The sequence below is a fragment of the Neobacillus sp. C211 genome, assembly GCF_051842875.1.
Taxonomy (GTDB): Bacteria; Bacillota; Bacilli; order Bacillales; family Cytobacillaceae; genus Neobacillus.
In genome coordinates this window covers 106,316-125,749 of the sequence record NZ_JBPXRO010000011.1, presented here as the reverse complement: position 1 = coordinate 125,749, position 19,434 = coordinate 106,316, and the positions used below count along the sequence as shown (strand labels likewise).

Annotated in this window: 23 protein-coding genes and 1 pseudogene; 8 read left to right on the top strand and 16 right to left on the bottom strand. The window is 36.1% G+C overall.

The features are described 5' to 3' along the window. Window positions 1–109: 109 nt before the first annotated feature. The 5 genes from ACSU6B_RS12580 to ACSU6B_RS12560 form a co-directional block, all read right to left on the bottom strand. Window positions 110–1,318, bottom strand: coding sequence for a Ger(x)C family spore germination protein (locus ACSU6B_RS12580; RefSeq protein WP_410885637.1), 1,209 nt, complete (start codon window positions 1,316–1,318; stop codon window positions 110–112). Further along, a complete protein-coding gene (locus ACSU6B_RS12575) occupies window positions 1,315–2,406 on the bottom strand; it encodes a spore germination protein (RefSeq protein WP_410885635.1) in 1,092 nt (363 codons plus the stop codon). The genes ACSU6B_RS12580 and ACSU6B_RS12575 overlap by 4 nt, the downstream gene beginning before the upstream one ends. A 25-nt stretch (window positions 2,407–2,431) precedes the next feature. Beyond that, window positions 2,432–4,003 carry a spore germination protein gene (locus tag ACSU6B_RS12570; protein WP_410885633.1) on the bottom strand — a complete coding sequence of 524 codons (1,572 nt, stop codon included), beginning with the start codon at window positions 4,001–4,003 and terminating at the stop codon, window positions 2,432–2,434. Window positions 4,004–4,347: 344 nt separating this feature from the next. Next, window positions 4,348–5,052, bottom strand: a complete 705-nt coding sequence (locus ACSU6B_RS12565; RefSeq protein WP_410885631.1) for a polysaccharide deacetylase family protein — start codon at window positions 5,050–5,052, stop codon at window positions 4,348–4,350. 281 nt (window positions 5,053–5,333) lie between these two features. Then, window positions 5,334–5,693 carry a protoglobin domain-containing protein gene (locus tag ACSU6B_RS12560; protein ID WP_410885629.1) on the bottom strand — a complete coding sequence of 120 codons (360 nt, stop codon included), beginning with the start codon at window positions 5,691–5,693 and terminating at the stop codon, window positions 5,334–5,336. Window positions 5,694–5,823: 130 nt separating this feature from the next. Here ACSU6B_RS12560 and ACSU6B_RS12555 point away from each other — a divergent pair, with 130 nt between their 5' ends. Then, window positions 5,824–6,033 carry a hypothetical protein gene (locus ACSU6B_RS12555; protein WP_410885627.1) on the top strand — a complete coding sequence of 70 codons (210 nt, stop codon included), beginning with the start codon at window positions 5,824–5,826 and terminating at the stop codon, window positions 6,031–6,033. 19 nt (window positions 6,034–6,052) lie between these two features. Here the strand turns inward: ACSU6B_RS12555 and ACSU6B_RS12550 are convergent, their stop codons facing one another. Both ACSU6B_RS12550 and ACSU6B_RS12545 read right to left on the bottom strand, forming a co-directional pair. Continuing rightward, window positions 6,053–6,220 carry a hypothetical protein gene (locus ACSU6B_RS12550; protein ID WP_410885625.1) on the bottom strand — a complete coding sequence of 56 codons (168 nt, stop codon included), beginning with the start codon at window positions 6,218–6,220 and terminating at the stop codon, window positions 6,053–6,055. A gap of 113 nt (window positions 6,221–6,333) precedes the next feature. Beyond that, on the bottom strand, window positions 6,334–6,633 hold the full coding sequence (locus ACSU6B_RS12545) for a zinc ribbon domain-containing protein (RefSeq protein WP_410885623.1): 300 nt from the start codon (window positions 6,631–6,633) through the stop codon (window positions 6,334–6,336). Window positions 6,634–6,990: 357 nt separating this feature from the next. Here ACSU6B_RS12545 and ACSU6B_RS12540 point away from each other — a divergent pair, with 357 nt between their 5' ends. From ACSU6B_RS12540 to ACSU6B_RS12525, 4 genes and pseudogenes are all read left to right on the top strand, one after another. Next, window positions 6,991–7,377, top strand: a complete 387-nt coding sequence (locus tag ACSU6B_RS12540; RefSeq protein WP_410885621.1) for a hypothetical protein — start codon at window positions 6,991–6,993, stop codon at window positions 7,375–7,377. Between the two features lie 294 nt (window positions 7,378–7,671). Next, a pseudogene (locus tag ACSU6B_RS12535) lies at window positions 7,672–7,800 on the top strand (amidohydrolase family protein); the annotation flags it as partial. Between the two features lie 54 nt (window positions 7,801–7,854). Further along, a complete protein-coding gene (locus ACSU6B_RS12530; protein WP_410885619.1) occupies window positions 7,855–7,989 on the top strand; it encodes a hypothetical protein in 135 nt (44 codons plus the stop codon). A gap of 389 nt (window positions 7,990–8,378) precedes the next feature. Continuing rightward, on the top strand, window positions 8,379–8,756 hold the full coding sequence (locus ACSU6B_RS12525) for a DoxX family protein (RefSeq protein WP_410885703.1): 378 nt from the start codon (window positions 8,379–8,381) through the stop codon (window positions 8,754–8,756). Window positions 8,757–8,926: 170 nt separating this feature from the next. On the opposite strand, the gene ACSU6B_RS12520 is transcribed toward ACSU6B_RS12525, so the two are convergent. The 3 genes from ACSU6B_RS12520 to ACSU6B_RS12510 all read right to left on the bottom strand — a co-directional run bounded on the left by ACSU6B_RS12520 (window position 8,927) and on the right by ACSU6B_RS12510 (window position 12,804). Next, complete coding sequence (locus ACSU6B_RS12520) at window positions 8,927–10,309, bottom strand: purine-cytosine permease family protein (RefSeq protein ID WP_215003994.1); 1,383 nt, start codon at window positions 10,307–10,309, stop codon at window positions 8,927–8,929. Between the two features lie 39 nt (window positions 10,310–10,348). Beyond that, window positions 10,349–11,341, bottom strand: a complete 993-nt coding sequence (speB, locus tag ACSU6B_RS12515; protein WP_410885617.1) for an agmatinase — start codon at window positions 11,339–11,341, stop codon at window positions 10,349–10,351. 95 nt (window positions 11,342–11,436) lie between these two features. Further along, on the bottom strand, window positions 11,437–12,804 hold the full coding sequence (locus ACSU6B_RS12510; RefSeq protein ID WP_410885615.1) for a sigma-54 interaction domain-containing protein: 1,368 nt from the start codon (window positions 12,802–12,804) through the stop codon (window positions 11,437–11,439). 279 nt (window positions 12,805–13,083) lie between these two features. Here ACSU6B_RS12510 and ACSU6B_RS12505 point away from each other — a divergent pair, with 279 nt between their 5' ends. Next, window positions 13,084–13,791 carry a DUF3891 family protein gene (locus ACSU6B_RS12505; protein ID WP_410885701.1) on the top strand — a complete coding sequence of 236 codons (708 nt, stop codon included), beginning with the start codon at window positions 13,084–13,086 and terminating at the stop codon, window positions 13,789–13,791. A gap of 54 nt (window positions 13,792–13,845) precedes the next feature. Here the strand turns inward: ACSU6B_RS12505 and ACSU6B_RS12500 are convergent, their stop codons facing one another. Then, the gene (locus tag ACSU6B_RS12500; RefSeq protein ID WP_168244380.1) at window positions 13,846–14,061 is read right to left on the bottom strand and encodes a DUF1540 domain-containing protein; all 216 of its coding nucleotides are present in this window, start codon (window positions 14,059–14,061) and stop codon (window positions 13,846–13,848) included. 140 nt (window positions 14,062–14,201) lie between these two features. After that, on the bottom strand, window positions 14,202–14,669 hold the full coding sequence (locus ACSU6B_RS12495) for a DUF3291 domain-containing protein (RefSeq protein WP_410885613.1): 468 nt from the start codon (window positions 14,667–14,669) through the stop codon (window positions 14,202–14,204). Window positions 14,670–15,036: 367 nt separating this feature from the next. On the opposite strand from ACSU6B_RS12495, the gene ACSU6B_RS12490 reads away from it, so the two are divergent. Together ACSU6B_RS12490 and ACSU6B_RS12485 are read left to right on the top strand one after the other, a co-directional pair. Then, window positions 15,037–15,225, top strand: a complete 189-nt coding sequence (locus ACSU6B_RS12490) for a YjcZ family sporulation protein (protein WP_251033084.1) — start codon at window positions 15,037–15,039, stop codon at window positions 15,223–15,225. A 470-nt stretch (window positions 15,226–15,695) separates the two neighbouring features. Continuing rightward, window positions 15,696–16,712 carry a hypothetical protein gene (locus ACSU6B_RS12485; protein WP_410885611.1) on the top strand — a complete coding sequence of 339 codons (1,017 nt, stop codon included), beginning with the start codon at window positions 15,696–15,698 and terminating at the stop codon, window positions 16,710–16,712. Between the two features lie 63 nt (window positions 16,713–16,775). Here ACSU6B_RS12485 and ACSU6B_RS12480 read toward each other — a convergent pair whose 3' ends face one another. The 4 genes from ACSU6B_RS12480 to ACSU6B_RS12465 all read right to left on the bottom strand — a co-directional run bounded on the left by ACSU6B_RS12480 (window position 16,776) and on the right by ACSU6B_RS12465 (window position 19,416). Next, complete coding sequence (locus ACSU6B_RS12480) at window positions 16,776–16,988, bottom strand: hypothetical protein (RefSeq protein ID WP_410885609.1); 213 nt, start codon at window positions 16,986–16,988, stop codon at window positions 16,776–16,778. A gap of 658 nt (window positions 16,989–17,646) precedes the next feature. After that, window positions 17,647–17,841, bottom strand: a complete 195-nt coding sequence (locus ACSU6B_RS12475) for a hypothetical protein (RefSeq protein WP_142292187.1) — start codon at window positions 17,839–17,841, stop codon at window positions 17,647–17,649. Window positions 17,842–18,239: 398 nt separating this feature from the next. Continuing rightward, entirely contained in the window at window positions 18,240–18,392 is a 153-nt protein-coding gene (locus tag ACSU6B_RS12470) for a hypothetical protein (protein WP_410885607.1), read from the bottom strand. Window positions 18,393–18,663: 271 nt separating this feature from the next. Next, window positions 18,664–19,416, bottom strand: coding sequence for an NADPH-dependent oxidoreductase (locus tag ACSU6B_RS12465; RefSeq protein WP_410885605.1), 753 nt, complete (start codon window positions 19,414–19,416; stop codon window positions 18,664–18,666). Window positions 19,417–19,434 lie beyond the last annotated feature (18 nt).

Here is a 19,434-nt window from a genome sequence, read left to right as displayed (position 1 = left end):
TAGTATTGTTTAGATATTATAATTAGATTGTGAAGTGAGAAAGTTTAGATCTCTTCTTGCTTGGGTTTTAAGAAGTATAATTCTTTTTTCGTACCCTAAAAAAGAAGGCTTACTTGTGACCTGACGCTCCATAATCTTTGATTGTTATTTTTACGTTGTAGTAAATTGGAACCTCACTGAATGTTTTATCCCAATCTTTTTTGACCTTTTCCCATACTTTCGGATGCTCAATTCTTAAACGGGTTCCAAAGCCAGCAACGTCTACTCGATATTCCTTTTGCGTTTTTTTAATCGTATGATCAACTAATCGTTTTACTTCTTTTTCGGTAGATTCTTCTGCCCTTTTTAGAAATGTATTATCAAAAGAGTTTCCTGAAACCACCCAATTCTCAGATAATCTCCCTTCTGATTCGATGTTTACATCAAAAGAGATATTGTTTCCCTTAACATGAGAGGTGATTTTACTTTTCATAGAATCTATCTCATATACGATTAGCCCACTAGTCTGTTTATCAAAACTTTTCACCAAACCGCCTTTCCCCTTGCCTGTTATCCATGTTATCCCATCCAATTCCTCTTCATTTAAAAAACCACGCAGTTTTTTTGTCTTTCCTTTTATCACGGCAGCTCCTGCAAATTTCACTTCACCATTTTCCGAAATGACATTTTGCAAAAGAAAACTGGATCCTGATTTCAGCTTACCGTCTAATTTAATAATCGAGATAGGAGGCAAAATTCTTGTCGTTCGAAAGGCATTATCTACCATTCCAAACAGACGAAATGCTGGAACTTCTCCTGCTTTCTTTGATACTAGGGTATTGCTAGCTCTCCCTTTACTAATAAACATAAGGCAGCTTGGTCTAAAATCATTATCCCGAAGATATTGATCAAGTAATCGATCTAAACTATACGATCGTGCAAGTCTATCACCGATTACAATGACTTTCATGTGACTGGCATTAAAAGGAAGATCCGTTCTTAATGATAATTCACGAACCTCTTGAAGGATGGAATCTCCCGTTTCAGAAATATTAACATAAGATTGTTGTTGCGATCCCCCTTCTTTACTCATTGAACTTGCTAATTGTGAGGTAATAAGTTGATAAGTTGTAGTAATCTGATCTTTTTTGGAATAGCCTTCATCTTGTTCGTTTATCTTTTTCTCTATGGTTGACTTCTTCCCTATATCGAATGCCACCCCTACACCTAAGCTTAGCTCTTCAATTTCATGACTGCTCCAACAGCCTGTAAGAGAAAAGAGTAAAAGGACAGACAGTGAAGCCAAGATAAATCGTATATTGTTATGAGGTAACTTCATTGTTTTCTTCCTTTCCATCTCGCGATAATAAGAAGGAGAAGTGGTAGTAAACCAAATAAAAACAATGCAATATTGCCAATGATATCCCCAAGTTTAAATAGATCATTGATATTTTTTGGGGTGATGGAAATGACGTAAATAAGCGGAAGTAAACCATACATAACTGAACTAATGTTCTTTTTCGAAAGTTGAGCCAGCCCTAAAGCAGCTGCGTAGTAGCTGATGGTAAAGGTAGTAAACATTTGCATAATCCATACCACCAGCAACAAAGAATCAAACCGTTCAAAAATCAAACCGGTTATCTCAAAACTTCGTATCAAATCAAGTGTTGGCCATGTCCTCGTGACCACTTCATCGACGGATAACGCTCCAATGACCATCACAACTGTTATCACATAAAAAAATAATGGAACGGAAATTCCAACTAGAACCATTTTGATTGCTTTGTTCGGCTGTTGCATAAACGCCATGATGACCAGCAGGATTTCAGGACCTGTAAATGCGAGAGTCGTCGCCTTTACTCCTTTTAGCACAGGGATGAAACCAGTCCCTATTACCGGGCGTAAATTATCGATCTCAAATATTTTTAAGCTCATAAGGGCTACTAGCAAAAAAAGGAAAATCGCAATAGGTAATACAATTTCAAACAGGCGGGCAATCGGGTTGATACCACCTATGATCAGATAAAGACCTATCCACATAAATGGCATCATAATTGCCCAGAGAGGGGTACCTTCCAGCAAAAAATACCTTATTACTTCCGCCATTGAACGGAGTTGAAACCCGGAAGTTAAAAGAAAATAACATACTATAAGTAAACTAAGTAACCCGCCCACCCATTTTCCTACAATTTCACGGCTGTATTGATAAATTGTTTTTTGGGGAAACTGTTGGCATAATTTGACCATGATCACCCCTGCGATTATCGCGATCAGCCCGCCTAAAATAACACTTATCCATACATCTGGTGTATTCACCTTCTCTGCAGCTGTTCTGGGCAGTGTGAGGATTCCTGAACCAAGTATAAAGTTGCTGATGATAACAGCTGCTTGTGCCGTGGTAATTCGATCTTTTGGACTGACAATCATCCTTTCATGTTCCTTTCACAATAGGTTATCCTTTACGTATAGGATTTTTCGTATGCATCATCTTTGGACGACGTTTCATCATCATAAGGGGCATGCGAACCATCAAATCTTTCCATTCACTTAAACGATAAGGAACGGCTGGACTCATATAAGACACGCCAAAACTTTTTAGTTTCACTAAATGGCTTGTCATGAAAAGGAAAAATAGAATGACTCCATATAATCCAAGTATGGCAGCACAAAGCATGGCTACGAAGCGAAGAATACGCAATGTAATCCCTACACTATATTGAGGATTGGCAAAAGATGAGATCGCAGTTAACGCCACTACTATCACCAAAATGGGGCTAACAATCCCTGCCTGTACAGCCGCTTCACCAATGATTAACCCACCGACAATTCCCATTGCAGGACCAATTGGCTTTGGTAACCGAAGTCCAGCTTCCCTTAAAATTTCGATCGATATTTCCATAAATAATGCTTCGATAAGTGCAGGAAATGGAACACTGGACCTCGCCCCTATAATGGAAATGGCTAACTTAGTAGGAATCAATCCTGGATGAAATGAGAGGAATGCAATATACAAAGCCGGTGTAAAAAGAGCCAGGATAGCTGCTAGATAACGAAGTAAACGGATGAACGTGCCAGGAATCCACCTTTCATAATAGTCTTCTGGTGATTGTAACATCATACTAAAGGTAACCGGAACGATCAAAGCGAAAGGCGTCCCATCTAGTAAAATGGATACCCGACCTTCCATCAAGGCAGCAATCACACGATCAGGACGCTCTGTACTTTGTACCTGTGGAAAAGGACTAAGATAATTATCTTCGATAAGCTGCTCTACATAACCTGATTCTGGCACATTATCAAGATCAATTTTCTTAATTCGCTTTTCTACCTCTTGTACTAATTCAGGATCCACAATTTCTTTTATGTAAGCGACGACTAAGTCTTTTTTTGAACGCTTTCCCACTTGAAATTTTACTAACGATAAATTTTCAATTTCACCATTCCCTCTCAAAAAAGATGTATTATCACTTAATGATTCAGTGAAACCGACCCGTGGACCTCTGACTAATGCCTCTGATACTGGCTCTTCAATCGTCCTTGTTTTTAATTTTGTTGTACCAAGGATTAGCGCATATAATGATCCATCAATTAAAAGCGCGGTAGAACCTGTTAATACTTTTGATACTAACTCTTTAATAGAACCAATCTCTTCAACTTCACTAATAGGCAGCACATGATTTTTTACAAATTTGTTTAAATTGCTTCCCTTCACAAAGGATAGCTCCTGTTTATATTCTGTTGTGAAATCAACCATCAATGATGTCATAATATGTTTATTAATCAGATCTTTATCTGATAATCCATCCACAAAAATAATGGATGCTCGAATGCCGGTACGCCCAATATTAAACTCTCGAAAGTGCACATCCCAGTTATGACCGATTTCTTGTCTAACTAATTCTAAGTTTAAAGTCAAATCATCTGTAAACAGATGATTTGAGCCTTGAGGCTTAGATTCCTGTTGATCTTCAATTTTGTTAGTTTGTTTTTCTTTTTTTCTAACCTTTAATTTCCGTTCTCTCATTTTCATCACTCTTCCTTGCGAATCCAATTAAAAAATCTGAAGATCATGTAAGGAATCAAAAACACGATAAAAGCTTGTATAAAAACTTTCCAGTCTGGAAGATAGGAAACAATAGAATTCCACATATTAACCACCTTTATATGCCCAATTACCAGTAGCTGAAACCACGAACCAAAGTATGAAAATATAGTGATTTCCTAAATGTTCCTTGAATAGCATTATCTTTAGCTTATACGTGGAAATTTAAACATTATATATAACAACCCTTCATCACTCTGGGCTTCAACGTTTTATATTGCGTAATGGGCTATTCCAAGGAATGTCTGAAAATAACATCCTGACTTTTACTTCTTCAATTTCAATAGTTCATTAACTGTAATGAATTTATATCCCTCGTTTGATAATGATTGCAATATTCCTTTAATAGTATTTAGTTCTTCGCCAGTACCATCATACATGGGGTGAATCAAGATAATAGAACCAGGTTTTACATTCTTTTTCACATAACTCACTTTGTCAGTGGCAGAAGTGTAGTAAGTATCTGGTTCAAGACTCCAAGTGATCGTATCTCTATTATTCTTATATAAATAATAAGGCAAGCCTACGAGTTTTTTTCCATTCGGAGGTCGGAAATCAATTTTACCTTTATACCCGGATTCACGAATTAGTTCGTCGGTTTTTTCAATTTCCTTCTTTATATATGAAGGTGATTTAAAAACCATCCGCTGATGGGAATATGTATGATTTCCAATTTGATGCCCTGCACTTACAATTTTTTTAGCTTTTTCAGGATTTTTTTCAATTTCATTACCGATTAAAAAAAATGTCGCTTTTACATTGTATTGTTTTAACAAGGGTAGAATTTTTTCTACATTTTTTGTTGGTCCATCATCAAAGGTCAATGCGACTACCTTTTGATTGGTCTCCACCTGGTCGGCTAATCGACCAAATAACTGGAAGGTTCTAGAATTCATTAACTTATAGGTTCCAAGTAATAAAAGGAACACTAACAAAATTCCAACTCCACTATAAATTAGTTTCTTTTTCATAAAAACAGCCTTTCTTTCGAATTTTATTAAGTTTATTTTTATAGTAACATAATCTACTAACTTCCCAAGATGAGGTATTTACTGTAAAACTTTAAAACTATCTAGAGTAAATTAAAAAGGTAATTCATCATCATTTGCCTTTTACTAAGTCAATAATGTAAAAAAGTGCCAGTTCTCAAAAGAAACTGACACTTTTCATATAATTTTTTAACAACTCTCTCCCGAACCACTTAACTTCGAGAAGAATCTACAACCTCGGGAAGTGCCACATCCTATGGGACTCATTTAATAATCTTATTTAACAAAAAGTCTACTTTCTCTTTAAGATGTTCCTTTACATTAACATCAAGGTCCATTTCATCCATCGTCTCTTTTAATTTGCCGAACCATGCTGAGGCCCTTTCTGGAGCTATTTGAAATGGGTGTCTTTCTTTAACCTGTGATACTTGCTCACCATGTTCCTGAGTAGATTCCTCTGAAACTAAGCGATTTATAAAAACTCTTTGCCGATTTTTCAGCAGCTCTATATCCGTGTTTCTTTCATTAAACATGTTAACATAGTAAGAATCCTTTAGCAGCTTTTCATAAAAGCGATCAACCAATTCATTCACTTTTTCCTGGTCTAGTGCAATCGACATCATCAATTCCCTCTTTTTCTTGAATGGAGTAGTTTCTACTATTACCGATTCATAATTTAATTGCGTTCCTTTATTGTCCGCGTGGTAATCAACGGCGAAGTCCTCATCGATTCCAAATCGAGCAGCAGTCGAAATGGCATCGATATTGGCTCCAAGGAATAGGAATTCCCAGCCATATCTTGTTACGACTGTATTATTTAATCAAGAGTACGAATTATTCCACGACCGAATCAATGTAAGGGGTATTTCTCCTATCGTTGAAGAAGACTATCAAGTAGGCGGCACCACTGCATTATTAGATACCATTGGTTTTACCATACAAAAATTCGTTTATGTTAGATAAAAGCGGCCCCATGGCAGGACTAACCGGCTGCAGCTAGCAACTCCATCGTTTCCTCCACAGTTAATTTTAACGCAACGGCAAAAGCAATCGTGGTTTTCTTTTTCGGGGTATAATCGTCTTCATTTCGGATCTTGGAGATTGACTTCGCCCCATGGATAAATCCAGGGGATTCTTTTTTAACCTTCATCAAAGCCGCCTTTCGGCCGGGGCTTCCAGGTCTTACTACTTCTCCAGTTCATTACGACATGTAGTAAAAACCACATACCGCAGCCCAATCATAGGCACTACGCCACTGCCCTTTTAGCCGGGAGCTAAAAGGACTCGGCGATACTTTGTATCTTCTATTTTAGATAGTTCCCGATTTTTCGTTAGCTGTTTATTGACAGACTTGTCCAAAATATTCATGGCACCTACTACATCCCGATGTCCTTTCGCGCCACAATGACAGTCGAAGTATCGATTCCTTTGTTTGCGGAATTCTCCACATGATGGGCACGTGCCGGAAGTATAGGACTCTTCCACAAGTTGGACTTTGACTCCTCTAAGTTTTAGTTTGTATTTTATTTTTCCGATTAATTGCCCAAAACTCCAATTGGACAATTGTTGACGAATTTCTTTACGGGTTTTCTTTTTCGTATTCTTTTGAACGCCATCCGGTGTTCCTATATAGAGTGTTTTAAACTAATATTTGATAGTCATTTTTATTGGTATATCAAGCTTTTTACAGAATAAGTGCTTAAATTTGTACAAATGATAATGATTACTTATACATAAAAAACACAATAGGTACTTTTTCCATGTGCATTTTGTCATTTTCATGGTTCTTTCCATATAAGCAGTGGTTACCATCCCATCCATAAGCCATAAAGAGAGACAAATAATTTAAATTATTAATACAAGTTGTCCACACCTCCCAATTTACTCCTACATTTAATGTAGAAAGGGAGGTGAAATTTTATGAGTATAGAGGACGTTATTTCAATAGGAGCAAATTGTATTGTACAAATCAGAAATCGCTTTTTTCTTTTAGTAGAAATCGAAGTGGAAGCAGGTAATGTTGCATTCGAGGAATTCGTGTTTATTCGTATATCACGACAAGAGGCTAGGACATTGTTGGATGCAGGAGTCCATCGATGTGAAATTACAACTCGCATTCCAAGATCTGATGATGTAGAAGTAGAATTTATTTGTATCTTGATTGTAGATGGAGAGGCATTTGCAGTGTTTGATGTAGAAAACGACACGGACGAAGCAGTTCTTGTCGAAATCCCATTAGCAGCAGCACGTCGATTAATTCGCAGAGGTGCAAGGGAATGTACGGTCATTGACAGATTACGAGATTAAGATCTTTAAAAAGAATGAATAGATTTCACAAGAGGGCTATTTACGCGAATAGTCCTTTTGTTTTTTATAATTGGCTGTTTTAAACTTGATTGTTGATTTCCGCTCCAATCAACAGGGGGTACAATAACAACAATTACCTTTAACAGAGCCTATAATAAAAATAAAAGAATCATTATATTTTTCGAAATCGTATCCACACATAAAAATTTTGGATGGTGATGGGTAATTTATTATAGTCTGAAGGTTATTAAGGTACATTTATAGGAGGAAATAAATGAGACTTAACTTGCCACAATTGGTGGAGCAAAAGCTCTAGGGCTGGATAAAAAAATCGGTTCACTAGAAGTTGGGAAATATGCAGATTTTATTATTGTAGACACTCATGCGCCTAATACCTTTCCAACCTATGATCCGTATGCAACGTTAGCGTATGCAGCAGGACCGCAAAATGTAATCGATGTCATCGTCAATGGGAAATTGATTGTAGAAAACAAAAAGCTAAAGACCTATGATTACAAGAAAGATCTGAAGGATATGGAAGGAATCTATAAACAAGTAGCAGAAGTAGAGAAAACTCTTCCCTATCATCAACAAAAACCAACGAGTGAATGATGTATTCAACACAAAAAAGCGAAGCTTGAGGGAATCATCCTCAAGCTTTTAACCCTTTTTTACCGGCACTCATATCATTTTATAACATGAGAACCCTCGCTGTGGAGTTTTACTGTACACTATTTTTGTGACTTCCCCTTCATGCATGTGACCCTCACACCGTTTTCTCCACACATCACTATCCATTTTCCATTATCGAAACAAGATTCTCTTTAAGTAGAGTAGCTCAGCCAATAGGCATGTACATCATTATTGTTACCACTCATTTTATTCACAAAGAGCTAAACCGTCCCTAGCTGTCAGAATTTTATAAACAAAAACTTGTCATTTTAATTTCGATCAGTTAAATTGTATGTTGGTTTTTTGTAATGGTCTGTCCCTCTTCTTGCATAAAGATATACAAAGGGGGGATTTTTATTTTATATCCAAATAAACCTATTAGAATTACTGTTGCTTATGTTTTTATTACCTCAGCACTTATGAAATTAATGGGTACCGAAGTAGCGAATCATTTTCTTGGATTAGGACTTCCCTATCCCCACATGATGTTAAAGCTTGTCATTTTAATAGAAATGGTTTGCGGAATTCTACTACTGGTTAATAAAGCTGTTAAAAATGCAGTGGTACCTTTAATTGGTATTATAATCGTAGCCCTTCTCTTAACAAAGGTCCCTTTACTGCACACTGGCCTTGTACCATTCGCTTTTGGTGCTCGTTTAGACATTGTACTGTTAGTTTTGCTAGTTTATCTATACAAGGCCACATAAGATTTCCCTGTTTTTTGGGGTACAGTTCCAAACGTTTGTAAGGATTTATTTTAGCCAATCGGTACTTCTGAAGTCTAGTGAACAAAAAAAGGATAGAAAAGGAATCACATATTCCCGCTCCCTACCCCTTTAAAAATAATTCCATTTTCTACTTCATTACTTAACTAAATTTAAGATGTTTTACTCTCGTCATACGGGATTGGTACCTGGGACGGTTCCTTCAATTTTCTTTTCATCATTACATAATAGAGTACTGATGGAACCACCAATCCTAATATCCAGGCTATATCTGCTCCCCCCATTGCTTTCGCACCAGGTCCTACATAGAACGATGTGTTCATAAATGGAACTTCGGCGATAATTGAAACGAGGAAGGATAGAGCAGTAATTTTGTTTACTTTTCCATACTTTCCATTTAAATCAAAAATATCTTTAATACTATACTCCCCGTGACGCAGGACATAAAAATCAATCAGGTTAATAGCTGTCCATGGAATTAAAAAGTAACTAATAAATAAGATAAAGTTGATAAAATTGGACAAGAAATTTCCCTGACCCCAAATAGCCAGTAAAGTTCCAACTGTTCCTATTCCAAAGATAAAGAACATCCTTACTTTTGGGGTTACTTTTATTTTTGAAAAAGGCTCAACTGTAGATATGGTTGACATAAAGGCGCCATATAAATTAAAAACATTGATGGAGAACTGACCTAGGATGATCACAGCAATTAAAAGAAACGAAAAACTTCCAAACTGATTAGCGAGATTCGTGCCAGAGTTACTTAGGAAATTCGGAATGGCCGTAGTCAGTAAGACTCCTAAAACCATCATCCAAACAGTGCCCAAAACAGTCCCTGCATACGTATACCAAAACGTTTTTGAGTAATTGGTATCAATTGGCAAATACCTTGAGTAGTCAGCGACATAGGGTGCAAATGAGATCTGCCAGGTTGCTACCACACTAACACTTAACATAAAGATTGGTAGATTGAACTCAGCTGGAGACCAGCTTCCAGACGGAACGGGTAATTGGAAGACAATAAACGTAGCAGCTATGAAAACAAGAAAGAACACCCAAGTCAAATACTTTTGCATCTTATGAATAAGATCATGGCCAATCATTGTCACGATAAAAGTGATGATATTAAGAACAATGATGCTCAAAGTTAAATTAAGGTCTAAGGCACTGCTCAATACTTGTGCACCTAACAAACCACTGCTTGCAAAAAAACCCAAGTACATGAAAATAACTAGAATTAAGGGAATCACGGCTCCAATAACACCAAATTGTGCACGGCTTTGAATCATTTGGGGGATACCGAGTTTAGGTCCTTGAGCAGAATGTGAAGCCATAAAAATTGCTCCTATTAAATTACCAACAATAATAGCTACAACACTCCAAAAAAGATTTAAGCCAAAAGTGACACATAATGCGCCTGTCACAAGTGTGGTAATATGCATATTTGCAGCAAACCAAACTGCAAACAATCCTCTTGGTTTTCCATGACGTTCATTGGCTGGAATATACTCAATACTTCTTGTCTCAATTTTCATAGATCTGCCCCCTGAAATATATTATTTTGGTGACTTATCTTAGGAGTGAACTTCTTCCTTATTCAACTTGCGTTCATCTATGTTTTCTTTTTCTTTTAAAACAAAGCTGAGTAAATCCAATGCAAGCCGTGCACCTACTTGACCGGTCATTCCAGCTGGGTCATATGGCGGTGCTACTTCGACCAAATCAAAGCCAATCACTTTTCCTCTTTTAGCTATTCCTTCAAGCAATTCATTTACTTCATCGTAAATAAATCCTCCTGGTGAAGGGGTACCTGTTCCAGGTGCTACTGAAGGATCCAAACCATCAATATCTAGGGTAATATAGTATTTTTCTCCTTCTGGAAGTAGTTCTAATACACTTTCAATTCCCATTTTCCTAATTTGGCGCGGTGATAAAATAACACTTCCATATTCTCGTGCTGCATCCACATCTTCCTTCAAACTGCTGGAAATTCCTCGAATTCCAAATTGGAAAATTTTCTGAACATGGTCCATTTCAGATAAACGACGGATACAGCTACCATGCCCATACCTTTGCCCGGAACGATGATCCGCCCAATCCAAATGTGCATCGATTTGAATAACATGAAAAGGTCCTAACTCCTCTATAGCTTTGCCGACTGGAATGGTAATGGAGTGATCTCCGCCTAATACAACCGGCATCGCTCCTTTTGAAACAATCTTTCTAATGGCCTCTTCTGTATTTTCATGGCATTGCATCATATCTCCATGAACCATGTCCACATCCCCGCAATCTACTACTTTCCATCTTGGCCCCAAATACGTAATATCTTTTTCAATATCATAAGCACCATTTAATCCAAAACTGTAAAGTGTAGATCCTTCACGAATCCCCCTTGGACCCATTCTTGCCCCAGATTTCCATTGAGTACCCATATCATTTGGAACTCCAATAACGGCTACATCCGCATCTAGTTGATTAATATCTGAACAAACAGGATATTTTCCAAAAGTGCAGATACCAGTAAAAGGTAAATTCAAAAATTGCTTTTCATCTTGATTTGACATAAAATAGCCTCCTTTAAGTTTCTATTCTTAAAGAGTGCAATTTTCATGCCAACTAATAAAGTCAGCGTTTAAGAGAATGTTGTAGTCAAAAACGACTACCTTTGCTCAACATATTTTAGTATTTTCCGATTGGCAGTAGATTGGCTGATTCCCAATATTTCTGCAAGTTTAATGCTACTAGGATATTTATGATACATTCGCACAATATACTCCTTTTCAAGTGTTTCTAAATAATCGTTTAAGGGAATTTCTTTCGTTGACGGGGTGAAGGAATCCTTTTTTGTTTCCTCTTCTCCCCAATCAAGGTCTATTTCGTTTCCACTAGATGTGATCATTTTCTTTTCAATAAAGTTTCGTAATTCCCTGACATTTCCCGGCCAATTTTGCTGGCTTAGCCAAGCAGCCATTGTTGGGGTAAAATATGTATTCAATTGATATTTACGATTCAATTGTTCAGTAATCTCGTAAATTAATGGAATGATTTCTTCCTTTCGTTCCCTTAGCGGTGGAATCTCTACTTTTACGACATTGATTCGGTAATAGAGATCTTCTCTAAATTTCCTTTCTTCGATCATCTTTTCTAAGTTTTGATTTGTAGCACAAATAATTCTACAATTCACCTCAATTTTTTTTGTTCCTCCAATTCTCATTAGGGTTTGATTTTGCAAAACCGACAATAATTTTACCTGAAGATTCAATGGTAGTTCACCAATTTCATCTAGAAAAAGAGTTCCCTTTCCTGCTATTTCAAAGTACCCCTTCTTACCCCCTTTTTTAGACCCGGTAAAAGCTCCCTCCTCGTAACCGAAAAGCTCTGATTCAAATAAAGATTCAGGTATTGCACCACAGTTTACATCAATGAAGGGTTCAGCCTTTCTTGATGACATTTGATGAATTTTATAAGCAATATGGTTTTTACCAACCCCCGACTCACCTTCGAGTAATACAGTAACGTTTATATCTGCTACCTTTGACACAACTTCAAATACTTTTTCCATTTTTCCATTACTTATAAAGAATTGTTGAGTCGCCTGTTTTCGTAATTTTTCATTTTCTTCTTGAAATTTTAGTAATGCCTTTGCTACTTGCTCATTTTCTTTTCTTAAAGACTCAAATTCGGTTATATCTCTTGAAAAACTCGTAGCGCCTATTAATATTCCTGATTGATCATAAACCGGATATCCTGAAATGATTAGTTTTCTATTATGATTTGTTTCTTGAATTAGCGTTACTTCCTTGTTAGTTCTTAACACGCTTGCAATGACAGAGGGAGAAAAAAGTCCTTGTTTTTCAAGTTCGAAAATATTATGATTAACGATTTGCTCACACGGAATACCAAAGACTGTTTCAGTAGATTGACTTGCATATAAAACCATTCCCATTGCATCCGCAATAAAGATTTCATCAAAAGAATGTTCTAAAATATGGTTTAAAATTATCGAATCATCCCAGCTTTTATTCATTTTCATCACCTAGTCATTTTTGATTTAATCATAATCAAAAATGACTAATAATTCAAACTATTTTAAATTTTTTTATTTCATTTAAGGAAATTTCAAAATGATTTGAATTTTAAAAGGGGGATTTATATTTTACATTCAGATATTTTGCTGGATAAGTGGTAAATATAAAAACAAGAGAAATACAAACTGGTGTAGTTTTGCAAAGAAAGGATTAACGAAAATGATTATAATGGAAAGAGAACAAAGCTATTTTATGGTAACTCAGAATGATCACCCAAAATTGCAGGGGAAATCGCCCGAAACTGTAAAGATGAATATTTTTTTGATCATACACGAACCCAAGAAGTGCAACTGGCGATCCAAGAACATGATAGAGGCTGGATAGAACTGGATACGTCTCCTGTATGGAATGATAAAACGGAGATGCCGTACTCTTTTATCGACTACCCGATAGTGCTTAAAATTTCTTTTTATAAAAAGGGATTGAATGAAGTTGAAAAAATGAGCAAGTATGCTGGACTTTTATGCAGTTTACACTATTCATCATTCATCCAGGATGCTACAGAGCCCGCAGTCAGGGAATTTTGGAATGAAGAAAAGCAAAGACAGGAGCAACTTTTAAAGGGATTGCAAATAGTGGGAAACGAGAATAAGAATGAAACTTTAATGTACCACTTAGATCTGTTAAAATTTTGTGATTATCTTTCCCTGTATATTTGTTTAAATGAACCTGGAGATAATAAAAGGATACATCCCTTTTTTCGAAATGGATTTCCACAGTTATTTCCTTTTGTTACGGACAAACCCATCGATGCTCATTGGAAAAACCAAGAAACGGTTTCGCTCTCCTTCTCCCCTCTGAAAGGTGAATTAGAAGTAAAACTGCCTTATAGGGATGTAAGAAAAGACCAAATAGAGGAACATGGCATCTTACAGGCATACAAGGATACCCCTGTTACTATAAGGAAGATAGCGTTTAATAGGTGAAAACCTGTGGAATGCATTTTCCGAAAAAATGCAATCCACAGGTAAATCGTTTATCTAAGACCTGCGTTTAGGTTTAAAGGTTTTACAACAGGTTTCGGCCGAATGACCTGCCGTATCGATATGATTCTTTTCACCTAATTCGGCAGACATTTCTGTATCATACCTTGCATGGTTATCTAGTTCAACCATAATTTTTTCCGCAGTACAAACATTTCCTTGTCCATAAAACGAACAGTTGGAAATCGCACAAGATACTTCAACTTTAGGCATTGTCTTACCTCCTAGTTAATGACCTGTTGCTTTATTATTTTTTGTAAAAACAATTTTTTCATACACTGGATACAAAAGATTAAAAAACAGATACTAGTAAATAATTATCACCCATTTGTTTTTTTTATAATCAGTTCATTCTATTTAACCAAGAACGTCTCTCCTACTTCATCAAATGCGTGCTTATAGTCAAACGCAAAAGGAGTGGGTCCATGCTGAATATAATAGTTGTATCTCTTGAATGCCTCCTCCCAGGATACATCCTTCACCTTCTCCGTCCACCACACCACATATGTAGGTTGTTTCTCTTGATGAGTTTCAATCCACTTGTTCCTGTCTCGTATGGCTTGCTTGTGTTGGCCTGAATACGTAAAACGATATAAAGATTGAAGGCTTTTCCATACCGTTAGTGTAAGAATAGGTACACCCTCCCCTTGGATAACTTCCTCAGGGAATGGCACTCCATTAGGTGAAAACTCCTCTATAAGATGCCCTGATTTAGCAGCCTGGCGAATCACTTCGTATCCCACCTCAAAAAACTCACGAGAGGCAGGATGCTCATACGGATGTTTTAGTCTACCGACAGTATAGATCGCAACAAAAGCCATAATTATCTCTCCATTTACACTTTTTACCTACATATATTCAAGAAACTCTGGACTAATTCCTGTTGAACAAACTGATCATCATTTTTATGAAAAAACTTACTTTTTATAGAAAGGACTCAAATTCATAAATTTCTAGGCACAATTAATTACCTTTGTAAAATTTTCAAGAAAAGTGTAGTCTCCATACACTCGTTGAAGGGTGGCTGCACTTTTTTTATTTCGACAAAAATCTTCGAAACGCGAGCGGTGACCGGCACTCACTCAATAATTTTATATATACGGGCTCCAATTTCATCTCTAAGTATAATATAAAGGGTGTTAGCCTAATTACCCTCCATACAATATACAATCGAAAGGTAGTGTTTCAATGTATAATAACGCAATCCCTTATCTTAGTGATTACTCTAATGCTATTCCCCAGGCTCCAATGTCTTACGGTTATGCGACTCCTTTTCAAGGACATTGTGCTAATGTTCGTGGGTGGGGAAGTTTTATCATTATCATCGTGTTGTTTATTTTATTAATCATTATCGGTGCAATTGCTTTCTGCTTTTAATTAGGGCAGACCTAATAGTAAGCTCTTCAAAAAAACATAATGATCTTGTCGAGTTAGATGACAAAAGCCAGGGACATGGTACGACCCCATGTCCCATTCATGTAAGAAAAGCTTCTATGTTTAACCTATAAAAACGACTCAGCTATTTAATCTTTAATAAGATTATTAATCCCCAATTCATTAAAAACATTAAACTTTAATATAATCCAAGAACTCCATGACATGATCCGTTTCTCAATTGAATTGGAAAAAAAAGCGAGATAAAAAGCCTGAAACGTTCAACTTTTAACAACTCTATCAAAATTAAGTCTGAACAAATGTGCAGACCTCCGGATCTATTGATGGTATACTTGTTTAATATCTAAAACTATATGGTGATAAATTTGGTTTACTTATTGATATTGATTTTCATTATGGTTTGTATTATTTTATTTTTCACTTTTAAAAAACTTTATATTAGAACTTCAACCATGGCCATGGTTATGGCATTTGGGATTGTTACGCAAGGTGTTCTATTAAACTATTTTGGAATCCAGTTCTTCCAACACATTTTTGGAAAAATTCTAAGCATTATTAACCTATCCCTTTGGTTTGCCTTTATTCTTTCTTTTATAATTGCCAGTCTGGATGGAAAATTTAAAGTCATCCATTATTCCAATCTAATCAATCGTTTTGGGATTGGTACATGGGTTGCTGGTACATCTATTAGTGGCATATTATTTTATAAACAATTTTTCCAATGGGGATTTATTTCGGTCATTATTGCTATTATTAATATTGTCCTGTGGATTATTTATATTGGGATAAGTTTAAAAACATTTTTAGAAATTTCTCGGACAAAATCATATCGGAATGTCCATGGAATTCTTCTGCTTACTACTGTTAGCACTCAATCGATAGTCCTTTTACTTAACACTGTTTTCAAAGAATTTCCGTACATCTTTAACCTATCCTTACTAATCATAGGGTTTTGTTTTTATCTTGTTTGTGTTTTTTTTATTTTATATAGATACATAAAAAATTCTTGGTCAATTGAAATGGATTGGAACAATACGAACTGCATTTTACATGGGGCTTTATCTATTTCCGGGATTGCCTGTTTAGTCACGGGCATCATAAGTATTGATACCATAAGATGGATATGGAGAGCTGCCCTTATTATTTTCATTACGGTGGAGTCTATTGAAATCTACAGGCTTTTTAAACGGATTAAACACTATGGCTTTAAAAAAGCTATCTTTATTTATGATGTTACGCAGTGGAGTAGAGTTTTTACTTTTGCAATGTTTTATACTTTAACATCCCTTATCCATACCCATTTATTTATTGGATCTTTTGTGATTGACACGATCTTAAACGAAGGCGTATGGGTAGTCATAATTCTTTTAATGTTTGAACTAATGCTTTGTTTTAGTGATCTCATAAAAGCTATTAAACAATCATCCAGACAAATTGGTAAAGAAAACGAAGTAAGCTCTCCATTTTAATTGGGGAGCTTTTTAATTTTGAACATTTATTTTTGGCTGCCAATAAAGCATTTGTCTGCCAGTCTAGTCTCGAAACTTGGTTTTAATATTTCTAATTTCACTTAATTCGTCTTTAGTAAGTATTGTAAGCGCATCTTTTAATATAAAAGAAACAGAAATATCACTCCAGATTTTTAATTCCTGTCTCTGCTGTGTTTTCTGAGCCATTTCTTTCAATCCTTCTAAAGCACCTAGTAAAATTGATGTGAAGTTTTTATCCATTTTGCAAATACTCAAGATGATCACCTCAAAAATCTTTGAGAGAATCATACCTGAAAATATTCTTTTCAATATTCAATCAATAAAACCTATTAATTACAACTCCATTCAGAAATAGCCATTTTTATATATGGACTTTCTTCTAGAAGCCCTTCTTTTTCAAGAAAATCATTTACTATTCCCTAATTTGGAATTGCAAAAATGAAAATGAATTCCTGATTCTCTGCTTATTCCAAACTCTTTTCCGATAATATTCAGTTTATTTCTCGAGATAGTAACAGTATAAAACTCAGGAAATAGTAAAATAGAGATTCTATGGGTTTAGGCTAAAGGTATATGCTTTCCTTTACCTAAAACAAGAAGCTGACCAAAAAAAGTCGTCATTCAACGACCGTTCGGGAATTCCCTGAATATATACTCTACTTCAGAAACTAATTTACTTTTTCTTGTTCCTTCTGCTTATCAAGCTCCCCGACTTAATTTATATAAATGTATAGGTATGGATCATTCATTTTCTCGTTGAACGAATGAGGCCTTTCAGAAGCTGCCGCACCAGGTTTTTGAGCCTGTCTTCACGAAAGTAATCGATGAAGTCATTTCGCATCGATTATCCTAAAAATAGATTCTGCAAAAGACATTTTTGGGGTATCCCCCAACATAAAAAATAAAAATCCCTTTACTCGATTTGTTTGAAGCCATCTAATATGATAGAAAGCAATCCCTTACTTGCTTCATAAACAAGTTGCTCCTTAGGGACCGGGCGTTTTTCCTCTTTTCTTGACTCAATACCGTTTCTATACACATACTTTCTTCGAAGGATTCCTTTTTTCTGATTATAATAAAGGACAAACCGCTTCAGATTCGATTTCATGTCAGAATTTTTCCAAATGATGTAAAAATACTGCTGATCCTTCCATTCTTCAACTGAAATCATCGAGTACAGTAAACTTAACTGTAAAATGTTAAAATCATTATTAAAAACTTTAACATCCGTTTCTAAGGTTACTTTTGGTTGATCGATTGTTGGCAGATACTCGTCAACAACTCCAAACTGCTGAAGTTTTTCTATTAATTGATCGTAGGTATTAATTTAAATTTCCTCCTCTGTTTAAACGATATTTCACTTTCCTTTTATTAATCCTAAAGCTAATATCAATTTTATATTCTCCCTTAAATCGATACATCCATATTCCACTTTTATCCTTTTCATGAACAAACGAACTTCTTTAAGTTCATATCTTTTTTTATTATGTAATCATAGATTATACCCTATTCATCTTCTTCATGAACCCATTCAATCGTATAGTAGCATTCCACTAACGCTTCATAAAACCCCCATCCAGTACCATCTGCCATTGATACAACTTTACTTAGTCTGGTAGAAAATTCTCGGTAAAATTCTTCATTCTGATCACATTCCATTGCTACCTGGTCATAACCTGTCTAACTTTACGGGGTCACTTCAATTTAGATTTAAAGATACCCCTTTTTCTCTAAGGCAATTACACAATAGTTATGATGTTTGACATCTGAACTAATTGCAGATCACACAATATCTTCGAAATTGATTCGACTGCCCGATGTACCTGTAACAACGCTGAGTTCCAAACACATTTATTATTACATTCTAAAATTTATCAATAAAAAGAGCAACTTGTCCGTTGCTCTTTTTTGAGTCAGATATATGAATTTTTCACTTATATCGGAACCTCTGATTTTTCACCGTAGGACTGGAATTTTTTGCGTATTGGTCAAAACCCGTATCATAAAATTGAGCGACCTTACTGGACCAGTCGCTGGTATCTTCTCCACTGGTCCGTTCAGACATATAGCATGATATCATTTGATCATATTGGTCAATGATTTCCTTTTGAATTTTCGCATCATACTGTTCTTTCTGAAGGGTTGCCTTAATTGGCAGCCTTGGTTTTTGACCAGGGACGGATCGTGGATATCCGACCACCAGACCTGAGATTGGGAAAACATATTCCGGAAGATTCAATAGATCAACAAAGGTTTGGGGCTTTCTCCGTAATCCTCCGATTGGAACGATCCCGAGTCCCATCGATTCAGCCGCTATCACCGCGCTACCCAGAGCAATCCCTACATCTGTTGAACCGATCAAAATGGCTTCTAAGTCCTCGATAATTTTAAACTCCGTACCATTTTTTTCAGAAGCCAGCTTCGCCCGATAAAAATCTATGCAAAACACTAGAAAAACTGGAGCTTCCTCAATCCACCTTTGGTTGCCTGCCGCTTTCGCCAATGCTGCTTTCCTTTCAGGCTCCCTAACTTCGATCACGCTCACTTGCTGTCCATTAATCCAATTGGGACCAGCCAAAGCCGCCCTAATAATCACTTCGATCTGTGTTTCGCTTACCTCTTTTTTTGCGTCGAAGTCCCTAACTGAGCGATGATTTCTTAATAATTGAATGGTTTCGTTCATACAATCACTCCTCGTGTA

Excerpts from the sequence above, each read along its gene's own strand:
- ACSU6B_RS12465 (WP_410885605.1), bottom strand. The coding sequence starts at position 19,416 with ATGAACGAAACCATTCAATTATTAAGAAATCATCGCTCAGTTAGGGAC.
- ACSU6B_RS12580 (WP_410885637.1), bottom strand. The coding sequence starts at position 1,318 with ATGAAGTTACCTCATAACAATATACGATTTATCTTGGCTTCACTGTCT.
- ACSU6B_RS12570 (WP_410885633.1), bottom strand. The coding sequence starts at position 4,003 with ATGAGAGAACGGAAATTAAAGGTTAGAAAAAAAGAAAAACAAACTAAC.
- ACSU6B_RS12550 (WP_410885625.1), bottom strand. The coding sequence starts at position 6,220 with ATGAAGGTTAAAAAAGAATCCCCTGGATTTATCCATGGGGCGAAGTCA.
- ACSU6B_RS12490 (WP_251033084.1), top strand. The coding sequence starts at position 15,037 with ATGTATAATAACGCAATCCCTTATCTTAGTGATTACTCTAATGCTATT.
- ACSU6B_RS12565 (WP_410885631.1), bottom strand. The coding sequence starts at position 5,052 with ATGAAAAAGAAACTAATTTATAGTGGAGTTGGAATTTTGTTAGTGTTC.
- ACSU6B_RS12555 (WP_410885627.1), top strand. The coding sequence starts at position 5,824 with ATGGCATCGATATTGGCTCCAAGGAATAGGAATTCCCAGCCATATCTT.
- ACSU6B_RS12495 (WP_410885613.1), bottom strand. The coding sequence starts at position 14,669 with ATGGCTTTTGTTGCGATCTATACTGTCGGTAGACTAAAACATCCGTAT.
- ACSU6B_RS12500 (WP_168244380.1), bottom strand. The coding sequence starts at position 14,061 with ATGCCTAAAGTTGAAGTATCTTGTGCGATTTCCAACTGTTCGTTTTAT.
- speB (WP_410885617.1), bottom strand. The coding sequence starts at position 11,341 with ATGTCAAATCAAGATGAAAAGCAATTTTTGAATTTACCTTTTACTGGT.
- ACSU6B_RS12510 (WP_410885615.1), bottom strand. The coding sequence starts at position 12,804 with ATGAATAAAAGCTGGGATGATTCGATAATTTTAAACCATATTTTAGAA.
- ACSU6B_RS12560 (WP_410885629.1), bottom strand. The coding sequence starts at position 5,693 with ATGATGTCGATTGCACTAGACCAGGAAAAAGTGAATGAATTGGTTGAT.
- ACSU6B_RS12485 (WP_410885611.1), top strand. The coding sequence starts at position 15,696 with ATGGCCATGGTTATGGCATTTGGGATTGTTACGCAAGGTGTTCTATTA.
- ACSU6B_RS12470 (WP_410885607.1), bottom strand. The coding sequence starts at position 18,392 with ATGGAATGTGATCAGAATGAAGAATTTTACCGAGAATTTTCTACCAGA.
- ACSU6B_RS12575 (WP_410885635.1), bottom strand. The coding sequence starts at position 2,406 with ATGATTGTCAGTCCAAAAGATCGAATTACCACGGCACAAGCAGCTGTT.
- ACSU6B_RS12520 (WP_215003994.1), bottom strand. The coding sequence starts at position 10,309 with ATGAAAATTGAGACAAGAAGTATTGAGTATATTCCAGCCAATGAACGT.
- ACSU6B_RS12540 (WP_410885621.1), top strand. The coding sequence starts at position 6,991 with ATGAGTATAGAGGACGTTATTTCAATAGGAGCAAATTGTATTGTACAA.
- ACSU6B_RS12475 (WP_142292187.1), bottom strand. The coding sequence starts at position 17,841 with ATGAAATCGAATCTGAAGCGGTTTGTCCTTTATTATAATCAGAAAAAA.